This window comes from Guptibacillus spartinae, from assembly GCF_028610625.1.
GTDB classification, from domain to species: domain Bacteria; phylum Bacillota; class Bacilli; order Bacillales; family Guptibacillaceae; genus Guptibacillus; species Guptibacillus spartinae.
This window is the reverse complement of the sequence record NZ_JAQQWU010000002.1, coordinates 181,082-206,572: the sequence shown is the minus strand read 5'-3', so window position 1 is coordinate 206,572 and position 25,491 is coordinate 181,082. Positions and strand designations below refer to the sequence as shown.

The 25,491-nt window shown below is 38.7% G+C and carries 25 protein-coding genes; 20 read left to right on the top strand and 5 right to left on the bottom strand.

The features are described from left to right. Nucleotides 1-9: 9 nt before the first annotated feature. The 14 genes from PQ511_RS04980 (at nucleotide 10) to PQ511_RS04915 (ending at nucleotide 13,486) form a co-directional block, all read left to right on the top strand. Nucleotides 10-408, top strand: coding sequence for a cytidine deaminase (locus PQ511_RS04980; protein WP_273850828.1), 399 nt, complete (start codon nucleotides 10-12; stop codon nucleotides 406-408). Continuing rightward, entirely contained in the window at nucleotides 401-1,309 is a 909-nt protein-coding gene (gene era / locus PQ511_RS04975) for a GTPase Era (protein WP_273850827.1), read from the top strand. The genes PQ511_RS04980 and era overlap by 8 nt, the downstream gene beginning before the upstream one ends. A gap of 100 nt (nucleotides 1,310-1,409) precedes the next feature. After that, nucleotides 1,410-1,547: a YqzL family protein gene (locus PQ511_RS04970; protein WP_273850826.1), complete on the top strand. Its 138-nt coding sequence runs from the start codon at nucleotides 1,410-1,412 to the stop codon at nucleotides 1,545-1,547. Nucleotides 1,548-1,586: 39 nt separating this feature from the next. Next, the gene (gene recO, locus PQ511_RS04965; RefSeq protein WP_273850825.1) at nucleotides 1,587-2,336 is read left to right on the top strand and encodes a DNA repair protein RecO; all 750 of its coding nucleotides are present in this window, start codon (nucleotides 1,587-1,589) and stop codon (nucleotides 2,334-2,336) included. A gap of 167 nt (nucleotides 2,337-2,503) precedes the next feature. Beyond that, nucleotides 2,504-3,145, top strand: coding sequence for a transcriptional regulator CcpN (gene ccpN, locus PQ511_RS04960; protein ID WP_273850824.1), 642 nt, complete (start codon nucleotides 2,504-2,506; stop codon nucleotides 3,143-3,145). Nucleotides 3,146-3,159: 14 nt separating this feature from the next. Then, nucleotides 3,160-3,984, top strand: a complete 825-nt coding sequence (locus PQ511_RS04955) for a pyruvate, water dikinase regulatory protein (RefSeq protein WP_273850823.1) — start codon at nucleotides 3,160-3,162, stop codon at nucleotides 3,982-3,984. Nucleotides 3,985-4,239: 255 nt separating this feature from the next. Further along, on the top strand, nucleotides 4,240-4,731 hold the full coding sequence (locus PQ511_RS04950; protein WP_273850821.1) for a YaiI/YqxD family protein: 492 nt from the start codon (nucleotides 4,240-4,242) through the stop codon (nucleotides 4,729-4,731). A 19-nt stretch (nucleotides 4,732-4,750) separates the two neighbouring features. Next, on the top strand, nucleotides 4,751-6,571 hold the full coding sequence (gene dnaG, locus PQ511_RS04945) for a DNA primase (protein ID WP_273850819.1): 1,821 nt from the start codon (nucleotides 4,751-4,753) through the stop codon (nucleotides 6,569-6,571). Between the two features lie 48 nt (nucleotides 6,572-6,619). Beyond that, on the top strand, nucleotides 6,620-7,735 hold the full coding sequence (gene rpoD / locus PQ511_RS04940; protein ID WP_098444279.1) for an RNA polymerase sigma factor RpoD: 1,116 nt from the start codon (nucleotides 6,620-6,622) through the stop codon (nucleotides 7,733-7,735). Nucleotides 7,736-8,075: 340 nt separating this feature from the next. Then, entirely contained in the window at nucleotides 8,076-9,215 is a 1,140-nt protein-coding gene (locus tag PQ511_RS04935; protein WP_273850817.1) for an acyl-CoA dehydrogenase family protein, read from the top strand. 79 nt (nucleotides 9,216-9,294) lie between these two features. Then, a complete protein-coding gene (locus PQ511_RS04930; protein ID WP_273851135.1) occupies nucleotides 9,295-10,947 on the top strand; it encodes an AMP-binding protein in 1,653 nt (550 codons plus the stop codon). A 218-nt stretch (nucleotides 10,948-11,165) separates the two neighbouring features. After that, on the top strand, nucleotides 11,166-11,528 hold the full coding sequence (gene cccA, locus PQ511_RS04925; protein WP_273850815.1) for a cytochrome c550: 363 nt from the start codon (nucleotides 11,166-11,168) through the stop codon (nucleotides 11,526-11,528). Nucleotides 11,529-11,657: 129 nt separating this feature from the next. Then, nucleotides 11,658-12,368: a tRNA (adenine(22)-N(1))-methyltransferase gene (locus PQ511_RS04920; RefSeq protein ID WP_273850814.1), complete on the top strand. Its 711-nt coding sequence runs from the start codon at nucleotides 11,658-11,660 to the stop codon at nucleotides 12,366-12,368. Further along, on the top strand, nucleotides 12,365-13,486 hold the full coding sequence (locus PQ511_RS04915) for a Nif3-like dinuclear metal center hexameric protein (RefSeq protein WP_273850812.1): 1,122 nt from the start codon (nucleotides 12,365-12,367) through the stop codon (nucleotides 13,484-13,486). The genes PQ511_RS04920 and PQ511_RS04915 overlap by 4 nt, the downstream gene beginning before the upstream one ends. A gap of 30 nt (nucleotides 13,487-13,516) precedes the next feature. Here the strand turns inward: PQ511_RS04915 and PQ511_RS04910 are convergent, their stop codons facing one another. Together PQ511_RS04910 and vrrA are read right to left on the bottom strand one after the other, a co-directional pair. Continuing rightward, nucleotides 13,517-14,461, bottom strand: coding sequence for a 4-hydroxy-3-methylbut-2-enyl diphosphate reductase (locus tag PQ511_RS04910; RefSeq protein WP_273850810.1), 945 nt, complete (start codon nucleotides 14,459-14,461; stop codon nucleotides 13,517-13,519). A 92-nt stretch (nucleotides 14,462-14,553) separates the two neighbouring features. Continuing rightward, the gene (gene vrrA / locus PQ511_RS04905) at nucleotides 14,554-15,147 is read right to left on the bottom strand and encodes a VrrA/YqfQ family protein (RefSeq protein ID WP_273850808.1); all 594 of its coding nucleotides are present in this window, start codon (nucleotides 15,145-15,147) and stop codon (nucleotides 14,554-14,556) included. 274 nt (nucleotides 15,148-15,421) lie between these two features. On the opposite strand from vrrA, the gene PQ511_RS04900 reads away from it, so the two are divergent. Then, nucleotides 15,422-16,699 carry a DEAD/DEAH box helicase gene (locus PQ511_RS04900; protein WP_273850806.1) on the top strand — a complete coding sequence of 426 codons (1,278 nt, stop codon included), beginning with the start codon at nucleotides 15,422-15,424 and terminating at the stop codon, nucleotides 16,697-16,699. A 109-nt stretch (nucleotides 16,700-16,808) separates the two neighbouring features. Next, entirely contained in the window at nucleotides 16,809-17,702 is an 894-nt protein-coding gene (locus PQ511_RS04895) for a deoxyribonuclease IV (RefSeq protein WP_273850804.1), read from the top strand. 28 nt (nucleotides 17,703-17,730) lie between these two features. On the opposite strand, the gene PQ511_RS04890 is transcribed toward PQ511_RS04895, so the two are convergent. Beyond that, nucleotides 17,731-17,991 (bottom strand): DUF2624 family protein, encoded by a 261-nt coding sequence (locus PQ511_RS04890; protein ID WP_273850802.1) that lies wholly within the window; start codon nucleotides 17,989-17,991, stop codon nucleotides 17,731-17,733. Between the two features lie 150 nt (nucleotides 17,992-18,141). Here PQ511_RS04890 and PQ511_RS04885 point away from each other — a divergent pair, with 150 nt between their 5' ends. Together PQ511_RS04885 and PQ511_RS04880 are read left to right on the top strand one after the other, a co-directional pair. Further along, nucleotides 18,142-19,008, top strand: coding sequence for a YitT family protein (locus PQ511_RS04885; RefSeq protein ID WP_224593737.1), 867 nt, complete (start codon nucleotides 18,142-18,144; stop codon nucleotides 19,006-19,008). 45 nt (nucleotides 19,009-19,053) lie between these two features. Further along, nucleotides 19,054-19,887, top strand: a complete 834-nt coding sequence (locus tag PQ511_RS04880; RefSeq protein WP_273850799.1) for a lytic transglycosylase domain-containing protein — start codon at nucleotides 19,054-19,056, stop codon at nucleotides 19,885-19,887. 83 nt (nucleotides 19,888-19,970) lie between these two features. Here PQ511_RS04880 and PQ511_RS04875 read toward each other — a convergent pair whose 3' ends face one another. Together PQ511_RS04875 and PQ511_RS04870 are read right to left on the bottom strand one after the other, a co-directional pair. Then, complete coding sequence (locus PQ511_RS04875) at nucleotides 19,971-22,076, bottom strand: RNA degradosome polyphosphate kinase (RefSeq protein ID WP_273850797.1); 2,106 nt, start codon at nucleotides 22,074-22,076, stop codon at nucleotides 19,971-19,973. Nucleotides 22,077-22,164: 88 nt separating this feature from the next. Continuing rightward, on the bottom strand, nucleotides 22,165-23,709 hold the full coding sequence (locus PQ511_RS04870; protein WP_273850796.1) for a Ppx/GppA family phosphatase: 1,545 nt from the start codon (nucleotides 23,707-23,709) through the stop codon (nucleotides 22,165-22,167). 154 nt (nucleotides 23,710-23,863) lie between these two features. Here PQ511_RS04870 and PQ511_RS04865 point away from each other — a divergent pair, with 154 nt between their 5' ends. Both PQ511_RS04865 and PQ511_RS04860 read left to right on the top strand, forming a co-directional pair. Beyond that, entirely contained in the window at nucleotides 23,864-24,640 is a 777-nt protein-coding gene (locus PQ511_RS04865; protein ID WP_273850795.1) for a metal ABC transporter ATP-binding protein, read from the top strand. Between the two features lie 3 nt (nucleotides 24,641-24,643). Further along, the gene (locus PQ511_RS04860) at nucleotides 24,644-25,483 is read left to right on the top strand and encodes a metal ABC transporter permease (RefSeq protein ID WP_273850794.1); all 840 of its coding nucleotides are present in this window, start codon (nucleotides 24,644-24,646) and stop codon (nucleotides 25,481-25,483) included. Nucleotides 25,484-25,491: the final 8 nt, after the last annotated feature.

The window sequence follows — 25,491 nt, the reverse complement described above, 5'->3', positions numbered from 1 at the left end:
GGAATAATAATGGATAAGCAAATGTTGATTGATGAGGCTAAAAAGGCAAGAGAAAGGGCGTATGTTCCTTATTCAAAGTTTAAAGTAGGGGCGGCACTGCTTTCAGAGGATGGCACAGTATTCGGTGGATGTAACATTGAAAATGCGGCCTATAGTATGTGCAACTGTGCTGAGCGTACAGCTTTATTTAAAGCTTACTCAGAAGGACATAAATCCTATAAAGCTATAGCTGTGGTTGCTGATACAAAGCGTCCTGTACCACCTTGTGGAGCATGTAGACAAGTTATCTCAGAACTATGCGACCCAGAAATGCAAGTGATTTTAACTAACTTAGATGGAAAAATACAGGAATTAACCGTCAGTGAATTACTTCCTGGCGCATTTTCACCGGAGGATTTGAATGAGTAAAGAAGTGTTTAAGTCAGGATTTGTATCAATCGTCGGGAGACCAAACGTAGGAAAATCGACTTTGTTAAATGAAGTAATTGGACAAAAAATAGCGATTATGAGTGATAAAGCACAAACCACTCGAAATAAAGTACAGGGTGTCTATTCAAGGGACGATGCTCAGGTAGTATTCATTGATACACCGGGTATTCATAAACCTAAGCACAAACTTGGTGACTTTATGATCAAAATGGCTCAAAGTTCGTTAAATGAAGTTGATTTAATTTTATTTGTCATAAATGCAGAAGAAGGATATGGGGCTGGTGATCAGTATATTATTGATCGGTTGCAAAACGTAGAAAGTCCTGTATTTTTAGTGATTAATAAAATTGATCAGGTTCACCCAGACCAACTGTTTCCAATGATCAATTTTTACAAAGATAAATATTCATTTGCAGAAATTGTACCGATTTCTGCCTTACAAGGAAATAATGTAAACACCCTTCTAGAGCAAGTGGTTGATTACCTTGAAGAAGGACCACAATACTACCCAAGTGATCACGTAACTGACCACCCTGAGCGCTTTATTGTGGCAGAACTTGTAAGAGAGAAAGTTCTTCATTTAACGAGAGAAGAAATTCCTCACTCGGTTACCGTTGTGACCGAACAAATGGTAAAACGAGAAGGTTCTGACGTTATTGATATTCACGTGACTGTTGTAGTAGAACGTTCTTCTCAAAAAGGCATTATTATTGGAAAACAAGGAAAGATGCTAAAAGAAGTAGGAAAACGCGCTAGAAAAGATATTGAAGCCCTTTTAGGTTCCCGAGTATTCATGGAAATTTGGGTGAAGGTTGTAAAGGACTGGCGTAACAAGCCGTCTTCATTACGTGATTATGGTTACCGTGAAGATGACTATTAAGTGAAATTTTGTTAAAAATTCCATCACATAAACCGACTTATGTAAGGTCAAGCTAGAGGTAAGAGATAAACTTTTTACAAAATGAAAGGTGGGATCTAAAGTGTTAGAGTTTACCTGGAAAATATTTTGTGAAACAGGAAACATTGATACTTATCTTCTTTTGAAGGAAATAGAAACACCGAATGATGAAGAAAATGATTCTCTCGCCGATGTAGAGGAAGTAACTCGCCTCACTTGACCTTTTGGAATTGTAACAGGAAACGGTTGGTGAAAGTTCTTGTTAAAGAAGGTTGAAGGAATTGTGATTCGAACCGTGGATTATGGTGAAACAAATAAAATACTGACGATTTATTCTAGAGAGACGGGTAAGGTTGGCGTCATGGCACGAGGCGCAAAAAAACCAAAAAGCCGTCTTTCTGCTGTTTCTCAACTTTTTGTATATGGCCAGTATCTCTATCAGCATACAACTGGATTAGGCGGATTAAACCAGGGAGAAATAATTGACTCATTTCGCTCCATTCGAAACGATTTATTTCTCACTTCTTATGCTGCTTATGCAGCAGAGTTAGTTGATAAATTAACGGAAGAAAGAAATCCGAATCCCTATTTGTTTGAAATGTTGTATCAAGTTCTTCATGAATTGGATGAAGAGAAGGACCCTGAAGTGATTCTGTTTATATTTGAACTAAAAATGCTTCGCGTTGCAGGAATTACTCCTCAGCTAGATCGTTGTGCAAACTGTGGGCTTCCTGAAGGAAAATTTTATTTTTCAATTAACGAAGGTGGATTGCTTTGTCATCGTTGCCTTTCAATTGACCCTTACCACATACCAATCATGAAGCGAACAGCAGAGCTTCTTCATTTATTTGCTCATATTGATCTTGGAAGGTTGGGAAATATCTCTTTAAAAAAAGAAACGAAAAAAGAAATTAGACAAATTCTTAACCTTTATTTCGATGCTTATTCTGGACTCTATTTAAAATCAAAACGATTTTTGGATCAGTTGGATCGGTTCAATCTTGAATAATTAGCCTGTGGAGTTTAAATCCGCAGGTTTTTTATTTACGCAAAATGATTAGCCATTCTAGTCTGGTGAGCTAGTCAATTTACAATGAGATAAAATGATGTGGGGTACTTTCGTTAAAATGGTATAATCGTATATAATAATGAAAATAAAGTATAACCTTATTAAAGGTGGTGATTTTTATCCAATTAAATAATAGACAGGAAACAATCCTTCAGATCGTAAAAAATGAAGGGCCGATTACTGGCGAACATATTGCTGAAAAGCTCAGTTTAACGAGAGCAACGCTTAGACCAGACCTTGCAATCTTAACAATGGCAGGCTACCTTGACGCAAGGCCAAGAGTCGGGTATTTTTATACAGGTAAAACGGGTTCGCAACTTCTAACGGAGAAGATTAGAAAGATCAAAGTTGATGAGTATAAATCAATACCAGTAGTCGTACAAGAGAATGCAAGTGTGTATGATGCCATCTGCTCAATGTTTCTAGAAGATGTTGGGACATTGTTTGTAGTAAATGAATTAGCACATCTAGTAGGTGTTTTATCTAGGAAAGATCTCTTAAGAGCTGCACTGGGTAAGCAAAATCTCGAAAGTATTCCAGTAACCATCATTATGACGAGAATGCCGAATATTACTGTTTGCCAAAAAGAAGATCTCTTAATTGAAGTAGCCAATCAGTTAATTGAGAAACAGATTGATGCATTGCCAATTGTGAAAGAAGTTGAAAACGGTATTGAGGTTGTTGGAAGAATAACAAAAACAAATGTTACACGAGCGCTAGTGGATCTTGCCAAAGATGAAATTATTTAGCTTAGGGGGTTTATATGACGAATTCAACGAACCGTGCCATCGTATATGTTATTTCTGATTCGGTTGGTGAAACAGCAGAATTAGTTGTTAAAGCAGCCGCGAGTCAATTTGATCCAACCGATTTTGATGTGAGAAGAGTTCCTTATGTTGAGGATACGGCGACCATTCACGAAGTGATGACGCTTGCGAAAGAAACAAAAGCCATTGTCGCTTTTACACTGGTAGTTCCAGAATTAAGAGAATTTCTTCTTGACGTCGCAGCAAAAGAGAACATTCAAGCGGTCGATATAGTTGGTCCAATGATTGATCACATGCAGGCTGTTATAGGAAAAAAACCACGGAATGAACCGGGGCTTGTACATAAACTTGATGAAGACTATTTTCGGCGAGTAGAGGCGATTGAATTTGCAGTTAAGTACGATGATGGAAGAGACCCACGTGGAATTGCTCTCGCAGATATCGTACTGGTAGGCGTCTCTAGAACTTCTAAGACACCATTATCTCAATATTTAGCCCATAAGAGACTAAAGGTGGCAAATGTGCCAATAGTTCCAGAAGTGGATCCTCCAGAGGAATTGTTTACCGTTGCAGAAGGCAAATGCTATGCACTCAAGATTAGTCCTGAAAAGTTAAATAACATTCGTAAGGAAAGACTTATTGCCCTAGGCTTAAATGCAGAAGCTAGCTATGCTAACATGACAAGAATTAAAGATGAGCTGGAATATTTTGATACCATCATTAATAAAATGAACTGCCAAGTCATTGATGTATCCAATCGGGCAGTGGAAGAAACAGCAAATTTAATTTTAAGTTTGCATAAAGGGAAACATACATCTTAATCACAGGTTATAATAAAATGCCCATCATTGAGACAAAAATGATCTTGATGATGGCGTTTTTTTATCGTTTTTATCTGGTCAATTTAATATTTTTAGTATATAATCAAATATTGTCAATAAAATTTGTCTATAATCAATAAAGAAGGCTTTTAGAAGAATTTAGTAGCGATCTAAAATAGCTCAATCTAAAATTCTGAAAGTTAAAACATAAATTTCAAAAGAAGGATAACTCAGGGAGATGTAGAATAGAGAATTATGACGAAAAAGAAACTGACGCTTTTTGTCGATGCGGATGCATGTCCTGTATTGATTAAAGAAGAAATCATGTCTTTTCAAAAAGCCCTTTCAGATGCTGAAACGATTTTTGTTGCTTCGTATGCTCATATGAGCACAACGTTCCGTCAGGCGAAGTGGGTTATGGTAGACTCTGAAAAAGAAGAAGCAGATCTCTATATTCATCGCCATACTAAAAAAGGGGATATTGCGATAACCCAGGATTATGGTCTTGCAAGTTTGCTCCTTCCAAAAGGTGTTTTTGTTCTATCTCCAAGAGGGAAACGGTATACAGAAGAGAACATCTCGACTCTTTTACATACGCGATATTTAGCTTCTAAAAGTAGAAGAGCTGGTAAGCATACAAAGGGTCCACGCAAGTTCACTGGGGATGATCGAGTTCAATTTCGAGAAGCCTTAATTAAAATATTGTCGAATTATGAAGGAGATTATTTTTATTTGTCGAAACTATAGAATCTGTTGGTGATAAAACATGAGTGGCAGAATTCCAGAAGAAAAAATTGAAGCGATTCGCCGTTCGACAGATATCGTTGATGTCATTAGTGATTATGTCCAACTGAAGAAACAAGGAAGAAACTTCTTTGGCCTTTGCCCTTTTCACGGGGAAAGTACGCCTTCCTTTTCAGTAGCGCCTGATAAACAAATATACCATTGTTTTGGATGTGGTGCTGGCGGTAACGCTTTTTCATTCCTAATGGAAATCGAAGGGTATAATTTTATAGAGGCTGTTCAAGCATTAGGTCAAAAATCTGGTATTGATTTGCCTGAAGTACAGGAGAACCAGAACAGCAGCGCAAAAGCTACTTCTGAAAATGAGGTTATTTATAAAGCCCACGATTTTCTAGCGAAGCTATATAATCACTGCATGGTTAAGACACCTGAAGGCGAACAAGCTCGGACCTATCTTAATGAACGAGGATTTTCAAAAGAGATGATTGAAAAATTCCAGTTAGGCTTTGCACCCGACTCATGGGATTATGCCACATCTTATTTGGAAAAAAGAAAGTATCCTCTTTCAAAAGTAGCTGACGCAGGGTTGCTCTCTAAACGGGAATTTGATGGGAAATATTTCGATCGCTTTCGAAATCGCATTATGTTTCCAATCTGGGATCCAAAAGGAAGACCCGTTGCTTTTGGGGGAAGAATCATAGGAGAAGGCGAACCGAAATATTTAAATAGTCCAGAGACAAAGCTTTTTCAAAAAGGAAAGTTTCTCTATGGTTTTCATTTGACTCGCTCAGCCATTCGCTTAAAAGACCAGGCTATCCTGTTGGAAGGCTATGTTGATGTGATTACAGCATACGGAAATGGGGTACAAAACGTTGTAGCAAGTCTTGGAACAGCATTAACTAAAGATCAAGCAAAGCTGTTGCGAAGACAAACTGAGTCGGTTGTGATTTGCTATGATTCAGATAAAGCTGGGATAAGTGCTGCAACTAGAGCCGCAGATGAATTAATGGAGGCGGGTTGTTACGTTAGAATCGCTAAAATGCCAGGAGGACTAGATCCCGATGACTATATCCGAACTTACGGTGCAGAACGGTTTGAAAAGGATGTAATAGGGGCAGCGTCAACAGTAATGGCTTTCAAAATGGAGGTTTTTCGATCAGGAAAAAACCTATCGGATGAAGGAGAACGAATCCGTTATATCGAAGAAGTACTTAAAGAAATTAGCGGTCTTCCTAATGCTGTTGAACGAGATCACTATTTACGGCAGCTATCGGATGAGTTCTCAATTTCGCTCGATGCTTTAAAGCAGCAGGTTTCCCAATTTTTTAAAGAGGGGAAGAAAAATAAGGATAATGCTCCTCCTAAAAGGGATAATAATGCTAGGAAAAATTTCTATGTTAAGAAAAAACTCTTGCCTGCTTTCCAGAATGCAGAGCGGATACTACTTGCTTATATGATGCGCGATCTGGAAGTGGCAGAAAAAGTACAGGAAGAGGTTGGCGGTTCGTTTAATATTGACGAGCATAGTGCGATCGCTGCATATCTGTATAGCTTTTATGCTAACGGCCATGAAGCTGACGTGAGTCAATTCATGGAGCAGCTGACTGATCCTAACCTTGTCAAAATTGCTTCTGAACTGGCCATGATGGATTTAAATAATGACGTGTCGGATAAAGAACTTCATGATTATATTCGACAGGTGTTAAATTATCCAGAATGGATAAAGATAGAAGAGAGAGAAAAAGAAAAAAAAGAAGCGGAAATGAAGCAAGACTTTGTCCAGGCAGCTAAGATCGCTATGGAAATTCTTGAAATGAAGAAGAACTTAAAAAATTCATTTTAAGAATGCAACTAATTTTTATTGTTGAGATGTATGGAAGGAGGGGATCGAATGGCTGAAAAACCAACTCGCCAGCCGGCAGAAGGTGAATTAACCATCGATCAAGTGAAAGAGCAGTTAGTAGAGCTTGGTAAGAAGACGAGCTTAATTACTTACTCTACGATCGTAGAACGGTTGTCCCCATTTGAACAGGATTCCGATCAAATGGATGAATTCTTTGAATATCTAGAGGAACAAGGTGTTGAAGTTATCGAAGATACTTCTGATAATCCTTCGCCTCAAGAAGTTAATAAAGAAGAAGAATTTGATTTGAACGACTTAAGTGTTCCTCCGGGTGTCAAAATAAATGATCCGGTTCGTATGTACCTTAAAGAGATTGGCCGTGTAGACCTTCTTTCTGCAAAGGAAGAGATTAGTCTAGCACAACGTATCGAAGAAGGCGACGAAGAGGCTAAGCGTCGTCTCGCTGAAGCAAATCTTCGACTTGTTGTTAGTATTGCGAAAAGATACGTTGGTCGAGGCATGCTCTTCTTAGACTTAATTCAAGAAGGTAATATGGGACTTATTAAAGCAGTTGAAAAATTCGATTATCGTAAAGGGTACAAATTTAGTACCTATGCAACGTGGTGGATTCGTCAAGCGATAACTCGTGCCATTGCGGACCAGGCAAGAACAATTCGTATTCCGGTTCACATGGTCGAAACAATAAATAAATTAATTCGAGTTCAACGTCAACTTCTTCAGGATCTTGGCCGTGAACCTTCTCCTGAAGAGATTGGTAAAGAAATGGATCTATCGCCGGAAAAAGTCCGTGAAATATTAAAAATTGCACAAGAACCAGTTTCATTAGAAACCCCGATTGGTGAAGAAGATGATTCTCACCTTGGCGACTTTATTGAAGATCAGGATGCTCTTGCCCCATCTGACGCTGCCGCTTATGAATTACTGAAAGAGCAGCTTGAAGATGTGTTAGATACGCTGACTGATCGCGAAGAAAACGTATTGAGACTTCGGTTCGGACTAGATGATGGACGAACAAGAACACTAGAAGAAGTAGGACGTGTCTTTGGTGTGACGCGTGAGCGTATTCGTCAGATCGAAGCGAAAGCTTTACGCAAGCTTCGCCATCCAAGTCGCAGCAAACGGTTAAAAGATTTTCTGGAATAAAGTGAATGACTCTCTGACTACTTATGCAGTTGGAGAGTTTTTTTTTACCCTTTTTTCGCATTCCTATTGAGCTGAATGAAATAAGAATTCTCATTGCGATGTAAGAATACATTTCTTGTCATTTATTTTACTGACTTTTCTTTCGTTTTGCAAATGGACCTTTTAAATTTAGAAACCGACTTTCCTATCAGAGTAGTGGATTAGCAAGGAGAGTATTAAATAAATAGTAGATATAATTATTTTTATTTTCTAAAATGTTGAAAAAATCGAACTTAAAAGAGATAATGAAATGTAAGCGCATTCAAATTGGTAGTATTTTTATTACAGGAGGTTAGTGGTCATGAATTTTGATTTAACGAAAGAACAAAAAATGATTCAAAAAATGATTCGAGAGTTTGCAGATGAAAAGGTTGCACCAGGTGCGGAACAGAGAGATAAGGAAAAAAGGTTTCCGAAAGAAATTTTCCAACAGCTCGGCGAACTAGGAATTATGGGTCTTCCATTTCCAGAAGAATATGGTGGTGGGGGAGCAGATACGATCAGTTTTGCTATCGTGGTAGAGGAATTGAGTCGAGCATGTGGCTCAACTGGAATTACATATTCAGCACACGTATCACTTGGTGGTGCGCCACTTCATCTGTTTGGAACAGAAGAACAGAAGCAGAAATACCTTACGCCAATTTGTTCCGGCGAATCGTTAGGTGCTTTTGGTTTAACTGAGCCAAATGCAGGGTCAGATGCAGGTGGTACGGAAACAGAAGCTTCTCTTAAAGATGGTGAATGGACCATCAATGGTAGTAAATGTTACATTACAAATGCTTCTTATGCCGATCACCTTGCCTTAACCGCAATAACAAATCGAAAAGACGGTGATAAAGAAATAAGTGCCATTATCGCACCTACTTCCGCACCTGGTTTTAAGGTGATAGATAACTACGAGAAAATGGGATTGCATTCTTCTAACACGACAGAACTCGTTATGGAAGATGTCGTAGTGCCGGAAGAGAACTTACTTGGAAAGCGTGGAGATGGTTTTAGACAATTCCTTATGACGCTTGACGGCGGTCGGATCGGAATTGGTGCAATGGGGGTAGGAATTGCGCAGGCAGCTTATGAGAAGGCTTTGCAATATGCAAATGAACGGAAGCAATTTGGTCGGTCGATTTCACGTTTTCAGGCGATTCAGTTTAAGTTAGCAGATATGGCAATGAAAATAGAGTTGGCACGGACGATGGTATATAAAGCTGCCTGGTTAAAAGACCAGGGCAAGAAATTCACAAAAGAGGCTTCGATATGTAAGTTATATGCGTCTGAGATATGTATGGAAGTTTGTGATCAAGCTGTGCAAATTCATGGGGGAAATGGATATATGCGTGATTATCACGTAGAGCGCTATTTTAGAGACGCGAAATTACTTGAAATTGGAGAAGGAACGTCAGAGATACAACGCATGGTTATTGCTCGGGAAATTGGTTGTTAAGCTGAACGAGCGCTCGGTTAGAAAGGTTTTTGTCCTTTAAGAGACCATTATGACTTACATTGAGAAGAGAGGTGCGGGTATGACAGGATTGCTTCATGAGACAATTGGTTCAATGCTTGAAAGACAAGTTGCTCAATTTGGCACGAAAGAAGCTGTCGTGTATGCAAAAGAAAACCTTCGCTATACTTTCTATGAATTTAATCAGGAAGTTAATCGAGTTGCAAAATCGCTACTGGACTTAGGGGTGGCGAAAGGTGAGCATGTTGCGGTTTGGGCAACAAATGTCCCCGAATGGCTCCTTTTGCAATTTGCTACAGCTAAAATAGGTGCTGTATTGGTTACCGTTAATACAAATTATCAATCGACTGAACTTGAATACGTGCTTAAACAATCGGATGCCACACACCTTTTTTTGATAGATGGTTTTAAAGGCACTTCGTATCCTAAAGCTTTTCTTAACCTAACGAAGGACGGTGATCAAATAAGCAAGGGGAAATGTGCGATTCATGATCTTCCTCATCTAAAAAATGCTGTTTTTATTGGTAGTAATCCTCCACCTTCTTTGATGACGTGGGATGAATTTATTCAATGTGGGTCATCGATAACCGAAGAGGAGTTAGCGAAAAGAAGTAGTCAGCTAGATCCTGACGACGTGATTAATATGCAATATACATCAGGCACAACGGGTTTCCCGAAAGGTGTTATGCTCACTCATTACAATATTCTAAATAACGGGTATCAAATTGGTCAGTGCATGAAGCTTACGGAAGCAGATCGTCTCTGTATTCCTGTCCCTTTTTTCCATTGTTTTGGTTGCGTTCTTGGTACTTTAGCAGCTTTCTCTGCAGGTGCCACGATTGTCCCTATCATCGAATTTGAACCTAAACTGGTATTAAAGACAGTTGAGCAGGAAAAGTGCACAGCGCTTCATGGGGTCCCTACAATGTTTATCTCTGAACTAAATCTACCCGAGTTCCATTCGTTCGATTTAAGTTCTCTTCGCACTGGAATTATGGCTGGCAGTCCATGTCCAATAGAAGTCATGAAAAAAGTAATGAACAAAATGAATATGACTGAAATTACGATTGCTTATGGTCAAACGGAAGCATCTCCAGTCATTACCCAAACAAGAACTGACGACCCTCTTGAAGCTAGGGTGAATACAGTGGGGCAAGCTTTGCCTGGCGTCCAAGTAAAAATAGTGGATCCTATAACAACTGAAGAGGTGCAAAACAATCAAGTAGGTGAGTTATGCACAAAAGGATATCACGTTATGAAGGGGTATTATCAAATGCCCGATGCTACCAAACAAGTGCTGGACTCAGATGGCTGGCTACATACTGGGGATTTAGCTAAAATGAACGAAGACGGGTATGTTCAAATTACTGGGCGATTAAAAGATATGATTATTCGCGGTGGAGAGAACGTATATCCTCGAGAGATTGAAGAATTTTTATACACACATCCTGCTGTACAAGATGTGCAAGTTATCGGCGTTCCAGATGAGAAGTATGGTGAGATTGTCGTGGCATGTATTCAATTGAACGATCATCAAACGATTACACCAGCAGATATTGTGCAATTTTGTGAAGGGAAAATTGCAAGATATAAAATTCCTTCTCATGTCTTTTTTGTAGAAGATTATCCAATGACTGCGTCTGGAAAGATTCAGAAATATAAACTACGTGAATCTGTCGTGAAATGGGCTAATTTACATTCTGGAGTAGAATAATAAGTAACAAAGCCTGGCATCAGCGATTGTGCTGATGCCGTTTGTTTTATTTGAAAAATTTGCTATCATAGAGATAGATAATAACTATGACAAATATGTGATTTGCCGCGCTTCCCCTTTTCTTTCATAGCGTTTTCAAGTAAAATAAGTTATGATTTGTTTACTCTTACATAATTGGGGAAAACGACATCAGCGAATCGGTACAAGGAGGAAAAGAAATGAAAAAGAATCCGCTCATTCCATTTGCATGGACAGCCGTTATCGGATTAATTCTCATTATTGGTGTTTCTTTCTGGGCATTGCAGCAGGGCGGCGAAGAGAGCGCTGAGGGCGAAGGCGAAAAGCAAGAGCAGGCTGAAGCATCAGCACCAGAAGATATTTACTCTCAAAACTGTGCATCTTGTCACGGTGGCGATCTTGGCGGTCAGGTAGGCCCAGCTTTAAACGCTGTTGGAGGTAAATACTCCAAAGATGAAATTCTCGACATCATTAAAAATGGTAAAGGTGGAGGCATGCCTGCGGGAGTTATTCAAGGAGAACAGGCTGAAGCAGTAGCTCAGTGGCTATCTGAGAAAAAATAAGAAGTGAAAAAAGCTTTCTGTGTGAACAGAAAGCTTTTCTATTTGTAAGGAGTACGATTTCCTTTTACATCGATATCAAGTATGTGAAAAGGGTAAACTATAAAGAAGAAAATTGGGTAAGGTGAAGAAATGAACGATAAATTATTATCAGAACGATTGAAGACGGTAGCAAGTTTTGTACCTGAAGGGAGTAGAATCGCGGATATAGGGTCGGACCATGCCTATTTACCTTGCTATCTAATGAATAAACAAATCATTGCTTCAGCTGTGGCTGGGGAAGTGAACGAAGGTCCTTACCAATCAGCCATAAATCAGGTTAAACGTAGTGGGTTTACAGAAGAAATAGCAGTACGTAAAGGGAACGGTCTTGAAGTTCTTTTTCCTGGTGAAGTAGATGTTATTACAATTGCTGGAATGGGCGGTCAGCTTATTCGAGATATACTATTAGAGGGGCAAGAAAAGCTAACCAATGTAAAGAGGCTTGTCTTACAACCTAATGTTGCCGCCCACCTTCTACGTGAACGACTTTCTGATTTAAATTGGGAATTGGTTGAAGAATGTATTCTTGAAGAAGATCAGAAAGTGTACGAGGTGCTTGTATTTGATTCTGGAAATGGTAAACGACCATACGAAGGTATGGGGCCTAAGGAATTGCTTAAAAGTATGCTGGTTGGCCCGTTTCTTTTAAAAAAGCAAAATGAGGCTTTCCGAAAGAAATGGCAAAATGAATTAACAAAGAGGGAACGGATTTTAATGTCGCTATCCAATACAGAAGGTGTTTCACATAAAGAAGCCCAGGTGAGAAACGAACGTGACATCATTAAGGAGGTTCTTTCATGAGTAAGCTAGTTTCAGGTCAGGCGATTATTCAAGAATTTGAAGCATGGTCTAAAAAGAAATATGCAGAAGACGGGGACCCAATTGGGTTGCAGGTCGGCAGTTTGAACAAAAAAATTAATAAGGTGATGACCGCCCTTGATGTGCTTCCCAATGTGGTTGAAGAAGCGGTGCGTGAAGGGGTCGATTTAATTATAGCTCATCATCCAATTCTTTATCGACCACTTAAGAAAATCAATTTAGACACTGAACAGGGTAAAATGATTGAAACGCTCATCAAGCATGATATTACCGTATATGCTGCTCATACGAACTTGGATGTAGCACCAGGCGGAGTGAACGATATGTTAGCAGAAGCGTTGGAATTGAAGGATACAAGTGTCCTCATAGAGACCTTCCAACGCACGCTTAAAAAGGTTGCTGTGTTCGTACCGGCATCCCATCAAGAAGAGGTGCGTACGGCCCTTGCAAGTGCAGGAGCGGGTTCTATTGGGGAATATAGTGATTGTACGTTTACCACTCAAGGAACAGGTCGTTTTAAACCTACAGATGAGGCGAAGCCGTTTATTGGGGAAGCAGGGACGATAGAATCTGTGGAAGAAGTGAAAATTGAAAGTATTTTTTATGAAGATCAACAATCTAAGATCATGAATGCTATAAAAAAGGCACACCCTTATGAAGAAATAGCCTATGATATTTTTCCATTAGATAATGAACCAGAAAAGTTAGGTTTAGGTAGAGTTGGTCATCTTGAACAGGAGATGACATTAGCAAGCTTTGCAGATTACGTGAAAGAAAAGCTCGGTGCTGGAGGAGTCCGAATTGTTGGTGATCTTCAATCGACGATTAAAAAAGTCGCTGTTCTAGGTGGAGATGGGAATAAGTTTGTCCATGCTGCTCGTTTTAGTGGCGCTGATGTATTTGTATCAGGCGATATATATTACCATGTAGCTCACGATGCTATGATAGAGGGGCTTCAAATTATCGATGCGGGACATAACATTGAAAAAATTATGATTGAAGGTGTACGAAAAAAGTTACAAACTTTCCTAGAAGAGAAGCGTTACGATACAACCGTTATCTCTTCTCAAGAACGAACAGACCCCTTTCAATTTAGATAACAAAATCCCGCCGGTACCGGCGGGATTTTGTTATTTTTTCACCTTTACTTTTGGAAGAATCTTGGACGATGGGACATTTCGTTCACGTGTCCAGGTTTCTTCGTTATTGGGATCATATTGATCAAGAAAACGGATAACTTCTTTCGTAATTGGAGTTGGTGTAGAGGCGCCAGCAGTTACACCTACTTTTTCAACGCCTTCAAGCCATTCAAGCTGTAATTCCGAAATGTCGGCAATTCGATAGGCGGGTGTTCCAGCCACTTCAATCGAAACTTGTGCTAGTCGATTCGAATTATTACTTTTTGGATCTCCGACGACAAGAACTAAATCTGTATCGCCAGCTTGTTCAGCGACAGCTTCTTGGCGCACCTGAGTAGCGTTACAAATCTCATTATGGATAACTGCATGTGGATAGCGTTCAGTTGCTCTTTCCATAATTTCTTGTACATCCCATTGGCTCATTGTGGTTTGATTTGTAATAATGATTTTTTCACTATCAATTTCTAAATCATCGACTTCTTCAGGTTTTTCCACAAGATGCACAATTTCAGGAGCGATCCCCATTGCCCCTTCAGGCTCCGGGTGTCCTTTTTTACCAATATAAATCACGTGGTAGCCTTCCTGCTGTTTTTCACGAATTAAATCATGCGTTACCGTCACATCAGGACACGTAGCATCAAGCACGGTAAGACCCTTTTCTTCTGCAAGCTCACGCACTTGAGGTGAAACACCATGAGCTGTGAAAATAACAGTTCCGGATTCTACCTTTTTAAGAATTTCCATCCGGTTGGGCCCATCAAGTGTAATAATGCCATCATCTTCAAATGCATCTGTCACGTGTTTATTATGAACGATCATCCCGAGAATGAAAATCGGACGCGGTAAAGTTTTGTCGAGGGCTGCATTACGTGCAATCACCATTGCATCTACAACGCCATAGCAATAACCTCTAGGTGAAATTTTAGTTACTTTCATCGAGTACCTCCTCAATCCATGTATGGATTGTTGTATAACTGATCTTCCTCAATTATAAAGGAGATACAGAGATAACTCAACGAAACACGTTGTTACACATAGAGTTTAGGCTTTGATTTCATATTTTTTTCATTTGAACTCGGTTTCGCTTTTTTCTTACCACGCGTTATTGGAGGGGTTTTACCTTTTTTTTTCGTTGGAGATTTCTTCGTTTTTTTAGTTGGTTCCTCTGCCGCATCATCGTCTTCATCTTCTGTTTCCCCGGAGGATTTTTGATATTCTTTAAACAATGCAATCATCTCTGGAAGCTGTTTAACCATTGGGCCGTATTGCTGTACCATCGGTTTAATGGTGTCGGCTGCTTGCATTACTTTTTGTACGTTTTGGATCATCCCCATCATATCCATGCCACCCTGACCAGCACCGGGAAGAAATCTTGATAGCATCCCTCCAGCCTGCTGAGGAAAGCCAGGAACCGCCCCGCGCATTGCTGGAAATGAACCTGGAGGCATCGGGAGCCCCCCGCTCGCCTGACCTCCACCGCCTCCTAAAAATCGAGATAATAGTCCTCCAGATTGTGGAGGCTGTTGATAGCCTGGACCAGGACCTTGAAACCCTCCGCCGGAAAATGGAAAGCCCATGCCAGGACCAGGACCACTTTGAGGGGAGGGAGGAAATTGATTCATGTCATACCCTCCTTCTTATAACTTGACCAATATAAGCTGTTGGTACTATTAAGATATGCTGATAATTTGAACGTGTGAGAGTGGTTATAATAGGAAATATAAATAGTAGATAAGGTTTTATTGATTTTTCCTTTTAAAGAAAAAGCGCGATTGTTCCATACATTGTAAGGATAGTCCGCACAAACAGACTGCAAGGTCTTTCCTGAACGTATGGCACTTTAAGTGAATTTGTTTTATAATACAAAGTGGATTAATGGATGGAGGAACAATAATAATGAAACAATTTGATAGATTAGGGCTGAAGCCTTTCTTAATTGAAGCGCTAGTAGCTCAGAAATTCACAAGACCGACTGAAATTCAAGAAAGGTTAGTGCCAGCTATACGTAATGGTGAGAGCGCCATTGGGCAATCGCAAACAGGCTCTGGTAAAACACTCGCTTTTCTTCTCCCACTTATTCACCGAATTGACCGTGAGAAGAATGAGTGTCAGGCAGTGATTACAGCACCAACTCGTGAACTGGCTGACCAAATATACAATGAGGCACTAAAATTAATTGCCCCACTTCCTGAAGAAGAAGCTATTTCTATTAAGAAAGCCGTGGGTGGAACGGATCGTAAACGTATGATTAGTCGTATGAAAAATACGCCTCATATCGTTATTGGAACGCCAGGTAGAATTAAAGATCTCGTAGAAGAACAGGCATTAAGCGTTTTTCCTGCTACAATGCTTGTTGTAGATGAAGCAGATCAAATGTTAGACATGGGGTTCATTGAAGATGTAGATTATATTGCTTCCCGTATGGCAAAAGAATTACAAATGCTCGTATTTTCTGCTACGATTCCAAAGCGTTTGCAACCATTCTTGAAGAAGTATATGGACAACCCCAAGTTCGTAGAAGTGAATGCGGAACAAGTAACGGCAGATAAAGTAGAAAATATTTTTATCCCAGCGCGTTATCGTGAGAAGAAGGAGCTATTGCTTAATGTTACAAAAGCGATTAATCCTTACCTCGCTCTTGTCTTTACAAACACGAAGCAAACGGCAGATGAAGTAGCTGACTATTTAATTGAAAATGGTCATAATGTGGAGCGACTTCATGGCGGTGTTCAAGCTCGTCAGCGGAAGCAAATTATGAAGAAAATTCAAGAAGCAGAATGTCAGTATGTTGTTGCAACAGACCTTGCTTCAAGGGGTATCGACATTAAGGGCGTCTCACACGTTATTAATTTTGAATTGCCAAAGGATCTTGATTTCTACATTCACCGTGTAGGACGAACAGCACGTGCCGGCCAGGACGGGATTGCTTATACGCTAGCAGAACCTTCTGATCAACAGGCAATCCAAAAGCTATCAGCAAAAGGAATTAGTATCTCATACAAAGAGGTTAAGAATGGTGAATGGGTTGAAGCGAAGCCAGTAACACCTCGTAAAAAACCAACGTCATCAAAACCAGAAGTTTTTGTACCAAAGCCTAAGAAAGTTAAACCAGGATACAAAAAGAAAATGCAGCAAGAGCGCGATAGAATTCAGCAAAAGCGTGGTAGGAAATAATTCAAAAAACCCTCTTAATACAGAGGGTTTTTGTCTGCTTTATTATCTTTTGCAGGATCTATTGAAATCAAATGATTTTACCGATTCAAAAAAGAAAGGATTGAAGAGAATGTTGAAAATAGGATCTCACGTTTCAATGAGCGGTGATAAAATGCTACTTGGAGCTAGTGAAGAAGCAGTTAAATACGGAGCTACAACGTTTATGATCTATACTGGAGCCCCTCAAAACACACGAAGAAAGGCAATTGAAAAGCTGAACATCGAAAAAGGTGCTGCTCATATGAAAGAACATAACATTCAAGATATTGTTGTTCATGCTCCATATATTATTAATATTGGAAATACGACAAAACCAGAAACGTTTCAGCTTGGAGTCGATTTTCTTCGTTCTGAAATCGAGCGCACTCACGCTCTAGGTGCCCGTCAAATTGTATTACACCCTGGTGCCCATGTAGGGGCTGGAGCAGACAAAGGAATCAAGAAAATTATCGAAGGATTAAATGAAGTGCTTACACCAGATCAAGAGGTTCAGATTGCTTTAGAAACAATGGCAGGGAAGGGTTCTGAGTGTGGAAGAAACTTCGAAGAGCTTGCTCAAATCATTGACGGAGTAACCCACAATGACAAATTATCTGTCTGCTTCGATACGTGTCATACACATGATGCCGGGTATAATATCGTTGAAGATTTTGATGGTGTCTTAAATGAGTTTGATCACGTTATTGGAATTGAACGATTGAAAGTTCTTCATGTAAACGATAGTAAAAATGAACGTGGAGCAGCAAAAGACCGTCATGAGAATATAGGTTTTGGTTACATTGGTTTCAAAGCATTAAATAAAGTGATTCATCATCCTCAATTAAAAGAGATTTCGAAAATTCTAGAAACCCCATATGTAGGGGAAGATAAGAAAAATAAGAAAGCCCCATACAAACTTGAAATTGAAATGCTTCGTAATCAAAGGTTTGATGAAGATCTGAAAAATAAGTTAATGACTGTCTAACAAAAAACCGCTGTTTAGCGGTTTTTTGTTATTGATTTAGAAAAGATGAAATCAATTTGTTCACGCGAGATGCAACAGAAGGACTCACTTCACGACTGATTTTCATTAAAATCCGCTTTCTTTGTGTTTGATTCGCAATATCGATGTTTTCTTGTTTTAATATTTGGACAATTTTCTTTGCATCATCTGCGGTAAGTGTAATACCATATTGTTTAGATAGCTGAAGCAATTCTTCAGTGGTAATGCGATTTAATTTGAAATTTACAAGTTGAAGTTGTATAGGATTCATCACGATGCCCCCTTTGCCTATCTCATACTATGCAACCTTCTTGTGAAGGTGTTCAAAATCGTGCCGGAACCTTTCCTGTCTTTTAGTACAAGCAGAATTTTAATATAATAAGTTATAAGATCCTTACTTTGGAACTTTCTGGAGGGTGTAATGGAAAAAAAACAGCATAGGAAAGAAAGTAAAACGCATTTAGTTTACAGGTTACTTATGATCATGATCGGCGCTTTTTTGGCTGCAGCCGCTATCGAATTATTTCTTGTACCTAATCAGTTAATTGACGGAGGAATAATCGGCGTTTCTTTGATCCTCGATCATCTCACACCCTTTAATTTTGCGATTTTAGTTGTTGTTTTAAATTTGCCGTTTATGTATTATGGCTACAAGCAAATAGGGAAAACTTTCGCTTTTTCAACTCTATTTGGAATCATTGGGCTTGCAACTTTCGAGACGTTTCTTCATCATACGGCCCCTTTTACAACTGAACCAATCTTAGGCACTGTTTTTGGAGGACTGACTTTAGGGCTTGGTGTTGGACTTGTTATTCGACATGGGGGCTCAATGGACGGGACAGAAATATTAGGGATTTTATTGACAAAAAAAATTCCTTTTTCCATTGGGGAATTTGTTATGTTTACAAATATCTTTATTTTTACATGGGCGGGTTTTGTATTCAGTTGGGAAAATGCGATGTATTCCGTTATGGCATACTATATTGCTTTTAAAACGATTGATACGGTCATTCAAGGTCTTGATGAAACAAAAGCAGTATTAATTGTTTCTGACTTGTATGAAGAGATCTCTGATGCCATTCTTGATCGATTGGGAAGAGGAACGACAAAACTAGTTGGTAAAGGCGGGTATACTGACGAAGAGAAAGAAGTGATTTATGTTGTGATTACTCGCTTAGAAGTAACAAAGTTAAAGAGCGTTATTTATGATATTGACCCGCAGGCGTTTATTACAATTATGAATACCCAGGAAACGCGAGGGGCTAAATTTAAATCACCTATCCATTAGACCTCCATATTCGGGGGCTTTTTTCTTAGAGAATAAAGGGAGGGATTGAGCAAAATAGTAGAAAGGTTTGAGAAAAAAATGATAGGGTATAACCTTAACTGGTGCTCTTCAGCTTTATTAATACCAGTTGAAAAGGAGTGCAACACTATTAATTTTATTCAAACCAACCTAAAAAAACCTCTGTCAATGATCACTGCAATTGTTCTAGCACTTGTTTTAGTAATCGTTCTTGTACAATCTCATTTATTCAATGAGCAAGTTGCCGATGCGAAAACAACAGTGGGAGAATTGGATCAAAAATCATCTCAGAACGATCAGATCAAAACACAGACTGCAATAAGTAAATTAGAGCAAGAAACGGGTTATTCACTTGATATGGAATCCGTGAGTGTAAAAGAGTGGAAGCAGGCGAAAGCTTACGCAGAGCATTTCTATCGCGATAGTGGCGGAAAGTTTAACGAGAAGTGGGGATTATTCTTAACTTACCAGTCAATGAAAGCTGATATCGACCCTGCAGTAGTTTATGAACTTCTAAAGGTTGAGACAGGTAATACGTTTGATCCTAAGTTGATTGGCCCCGAAACTAAATACGGGCATGCCTATGGAATGGCTCAATTTATGAAAAATACGGCTCCGTGGATAGCTGAAATGGCTGGCGTTGACTACTCGGAGGAAAAATTGTTTGATCCTTATTTTTCAATTACGCTTTCTGTGACGTATCTTGATTATCTTTATGACAAATATGAGAATTGGGATGAGGCTCTCACAGCGTATAACCGTGGCATCGGTGGATTGAAAGCTTATGTAGCAGAAAAAGGAACACCAAAAAGCAGTTACTCAGAAGAAATAAAAGAAATGGCTAGCCATCATGAAATGTGATGAAAGCTAAAAAGCACCTATGCTTCAATCTAAAGAAGCACAAAAAAACCTCAGCTATCCAAGGATAGCTGAGGTTTTTTGTGCTACATATAAGAAAAGGGATTTTGCATTAATTTTTGTTGACTATTAATAAAGGGTTCATTTGGTTTTTTTTCTACATAGTGATAGATGCCTTTACTATCCTGAATCCTGGCTTTTACATTATCTTTTAGAATTAAATCTAATGTAGCTCTTACTTTTTGCTTAAGGTTAGATTGAAGGATAGGAAATAGGATTTCGATTCGTTTATCCATATTTCGTGTCATCATATCTGCTGATGAAAGATAGATGTTTTCCTCTCCGCTATGGTGAAAATAAAAAATACGGGTATGTTCAAGAAATTGTCCGACAATACTTCGAACAGTAATATGACTGCTCACACCTTCTATTCCCGGTCGAAGGCAACATATCCCTCTTATGATAAGGTCAATTTTCACTCCAGCTTGTGAAGCTTTATAGAACTGCATAATAAGGTCTTTATCTGTAAGTGAATTCATTTTAGCGATGATGCGTCCTCGGCCAGTTCTTTTATGATGCTCCATCTCTTTTTCGATCAGCTTTATAAATGTTTCTTTTATTTCACCAGGGGAGATGGAAAAATAATACCAATCAGGTTTGGTACGATAGCCACTCAAATAATTGAAAAAATTTGTAGCATCAATGCCTAATTGTTGATTTGAAGTTAAAAGTCCCATATCCGTGTAAATTTTTGCCGTCGCATCATTGTAATTTCCAGTACCTAGATGAACGAAACGCTGAATGACATTCCGTTCTTTGCGTACTACGAGGGTAATTTTACTATGTGTTTTTAAAGAAGTCATGCCATAGATAACATTTACCCCTGACTTTTCAAGCTTTTTTGCCCATTGAATGTTGTTCTCTTCATCAAACCGTGCTTTTAATTCTACTAAAACTGTGACAAGCTTTCCATTTTCTGAAGCTTTAGCAAGAGCGTTAATAATGGGGGAGTCATCACTCACTCTATAAAGGGTTTGCTTGATCGCTAGAACTTTAGGATCAACTGAAGCTTGTTTAATAAAATCAACAATCGGATCAAATGATTCAAAGGGATGATGGAGGAACACATCTTTCTTTAATAAAGTTAAAAATATGGATCGCTCGTTTTGAAGGGCTCGTGGAATTTTGGGAACGAGACTATCAAAACGTAAATGGGCGTGGGTATCGCTTAGCGTCTTGTAAAACCCAAATAAAAATGAAAGGTCAATTGGACCATCTACTATATATACATCTTTCTCATGAAGCTCAAGCTTTTCAATTAGAAAACGAGTGGCAGCATTATCATTCCAATCCTTTCTAATTTCAAGTCGAACTGCAGAGCCCCACTTGCGTTTCTTCAATTCTTCTTCAATCACTTCAAGGAGATCACGAGCGCCTTCTTCGTGAATGGATAAATCTCCATTACGGGTAATGCGAAATTGAGAAGTAGAAATAACTCGATAGCCTTCAAAAAGCTTATAACAATTATGGCTGATCACATCTTCTAAAAGGATAAAACATCGTTTTGATCCAGAAGAGGGAATCTCAATAAAACGATCAAGTGCAGGTGGAATGCGTACAATAGCTAGGTAGTTTTCTGACGTTTCCTCATTTTCCTTGTGTAGCATGACAGCAATATTTAAAGCTTTATTTGGGATAACAGGGAATGGGCGATACGCATCAATCGCCATAGGCGTTAAACTCGGATAAATTTGATTTTCAAAATGGTCATTAACGAAGGTGAGTTGAGCATCCGTTAACTCCTCGCATTTAAGCATATGAATGTTTTCTTCTTGCAATAAAGGAAGAAGTGTATGGGTGAAAGTTTTATATTGATGATTAACGAGCCTATGGTTAATTTCGAAAATTTTGGCCAGCTGTTCTTTAGGGGTTAATCCAGCTTTGTTCTCAGGTTTTTCAAATCCAGCAGCCACTTGGTCCTTAAGACCTGCGACGCGAACCATGAAAAACTCGTCTAAATTGGAGCTGAAAATGGAAAGGAATTTTAGACGTTCTAAAAGGGGATTGCGCATATCAATCGCTTCTTCTAAAACCCTTTCATTAAAACCAAGCCAGCTTAACTCTCTATTGTTGTAATAATTGGAAGAAGCAATATCTACTTTTTCTAAGCTTTGGTCTAAGTAGTCTGTCATCTAATCATCCTTTACAAGAGCTGTTAAGCCCATTTTATCAGAAAAAGTACCCGTTCTACTTAATTGAATTGTAAGGATAATGTAAAAATCATGACAAAAGACGGAAGTTTAAGGTCACCTCTATGGAAAGTGCTTTTTCAAGATGCTTAATGTGCTTTTCACATTTTTGTTGCTCAAATAAAAACTCATCATTGCAACCAATCATTAGGGTAAAGGAATCGTGTTTTTTATTTTCAAGCGTTATTTGTTCAACGATATTTCGATTGGTTGTGTTTAAAAAGTATGCGAGTTTTAAAATGGCTCCAAGTAACTCAATTTGATTTAATTCGCCTTCTTTAAACCAGGATGAATAGGGAGCTGCAAAATGTTCAAATGTTGATTTATTTTTATAGGATGCCAGAAGCGCTAGAATGATTCGCTGCTTATGATTCATTCCATCTAGAGCAGTATTAGATAAAATATAGTAGGTATGTTGACTTACCGATTCACTCTCAATATGGTCCCCAAGATAACTTAATTGAGAGGCTTGAAAAAGAATACTCTCCATACAATTAGCATCCTCAAAGCTTAGGTAGCCTTCATCAAGAAGTGTCTTTGAGAGCATCAGAGTGATCTTTTTGTTTGCTTCAACCTTGGTGTCATTTATGTTGTATTTTACTTTCAATGCATCGATGTTTCGCTCTGTAATGTTAGGGTATCGATCTTTCATGTTACTTGTAATGAGCTTTTCATACATGAATCCTTCACGCAATCCTTTTCTACACATGAGAAATTCAGGAGCATTTACATATGAAGTAAAGGCTTCAATTGCTTGAACCGCGGGGATAATAATATCGGCTCGTTCTTTAGATAATCCATCAACTTTCTTTCGACTACTCAATGGTATCTCGCTTAAGAAATCGATCATTGTTCCAATTTGCTCAGTAGGAAATTCATAATGATGAATACCGGAGAGGGGGTAGTCGTTCTTCTTTTGATGAATTAAGGATAAATTACGTGCGCTACCGCCGATTCCGGCAACTCGCAGCTTCCTATTTTTAATCCATGGAATAAGCTTAAATTGTTCTATCACAAACTGTCTAAGTTTGGCTAATTCTTTTTTTGATGGTTTCTCATTAATAATAAATTCTTTTTGAAGTGTAAGTGCTCCAAACGGAAAACTGTGAAAATGGATCATTTTCCGATTTTCCATATAAGTAATTTCTGTGCTACCTCCCCCGATGTCAATGGTATATCCATTTTCAAGATTAGTTGTTTGAATGACTGAAAGATAACCATAATAGGCCTCTTCTTTTTCACTTAATATCTTAAATTGAAAATCAGTTTCATTTTCAATCATGTGACGAATTTCATTTTGGTTCTTAGCTTGGCGAACTGCTGCCGTGGCAATAATAGGAACATCTTTCAATTTAAATGATTTCGTTATTACTTGAAAATGTCGTAGCGTTTTAAGAATAATCTCTATACCTTTTTTGTTAATGGTTAAGTCATCTTCGAGGTACGTACGTAACCGTGCCGAGTATTTCAAATTTTGTTCTTCTTCTAATTCTCCGAAAGCGTTTATACAGTAGATCATAAGTCTAATCGTATTTGAACCCATGTCAATAACAGCATAGTAAGGTTTTTGAGACAAGATGAAATTCCTTTCTGAAAATAAATTTTGTTTTCATTATACCTGAAGAGAGAAACGGGGAGATACATCAGGATTTAAATTTACAAACCCTCCTCATGTCATGTATACTATATAATGTAAATCGTAATGATTCTTATAGATGGTAGGTAATAAAATGAGTACTCCGAATAATTTAATTGATCTTCAGAACGTTTCTTTCCACTATGGAGATGGTTATGTTCTAGAAGACATTTCTTTTTCGATTCCAGAAGGGGCCTTCGTGGGTCTAGTTGGACCAAATGGATCTGGAAAATCGACATTAATTAAACTGATTTTTGGCTTGTTGAAACCACAAAAAGGTAATGTTCAAATTTTTGGAAAAAAGATAAATAAATTCCACGATTGGAGTAAGATTGGCTATGTTTCACAAAAAGCCAATAGCTTTAATTCTGGTTTTCCTGCTTCTGTGTTTGAAGTTGTATCAATGGGATTAACGAGCAAGTTGGGTTTATTTAAATTTATGAAGGCCCCTCATCGAAAAGCGGTAATGGATGCCCTTCAATTAGTAGGGATGAGTGACTTTTCTTCAAGTAACATTGGGGAGCTTTCAGGTGGCCAGCAACAGAGAGTGTTTATTGCAAGAGCTTTGGTTAGTCAGCCGGAGGTTCTTATTCTTGATGAACCAACTGTTGGAGTAGACGCAAACTCTACAAGTGATTTTTATGAACTTCTCGGCAAGTTGAATAAGGAGAATGGGATTACATTACTTCTTGTGACACACGATATCGGAACGATTACGGATAAAGTGACGCACGTTGCTTGCTTAAACAAAACGCTTCATTTTCATGGAGAGACAAATGAATTTGAACAGTTTAATGAACGTGAAGTATCAGGATTTTACGGCCATCATGTTCACGTACTAAGTCACGATCATGATCATGGAGGCATTTAGAAAATGATTCAAGCTTTATGGAAATTTGAGTTTTTGCAAAACGCCTTTCTGGCAGGAATCTTAATCGGAATTATTGCGCCACTACTCGGCGTATTTATTGTGGTGAGAAGACAAGCGTTAATCGCTGATGCCTTATCACATATCACGCTTGCTGGGATTGCTGCTAGTCTGCTTCTTGGTAAGTATTTCACATTTTGGCAAGGTATTAACCCCGTTTATATGGGGATGGGTTTTTCAGCGGCTGGCTCGTTATTTATTGAGCAGCTTCGAAAAGTCTATAAGCATTTTGAAGAGCTAGCAATACCAATTACCCTTTCTGGCGGGATTGGTCTTGGTGTTGTTTTTTTATCATTAGCGGATGGTTTTAATTCGGATCTTTTTAATTATTTATTTGGAAGTGTGATTGCGATCAGCCGAAGTGATTTATCGGCTGTTGCGGTCATTACGGTTATTGTTGTTATTGTAGTAACGCTTCTATATAAAGAATTGTTCTTTCTCTCCTTTGACGAAGAACAAGCAAACGTATCAGGGGTAAGAGCAAAATGGATTCATTTTATTTTTATTTTACTCGTGGCATTTGTGATTGCGGTTTCTATGCAAATTGTAGGCGTCCTCTTGGTTTCGGCTCTAATGACCCTTCCTGTTGCGGCTAGCATTCGTATAGCGAGAGGGTTTAAGCAGACGATTGTGTATTCAATTATTTTTGGTGAAGTAGCTGTCCTAGGAGGCCTCATTCTGGCCTATTATCTTGATATAGCACCAGGTGGCACAATTGTATTATTATCAGCATTAATTTTGCTAGTTGTTCTGTTGTTCAAGCGTATGAAACAATGGAAATCTTAACATGATGA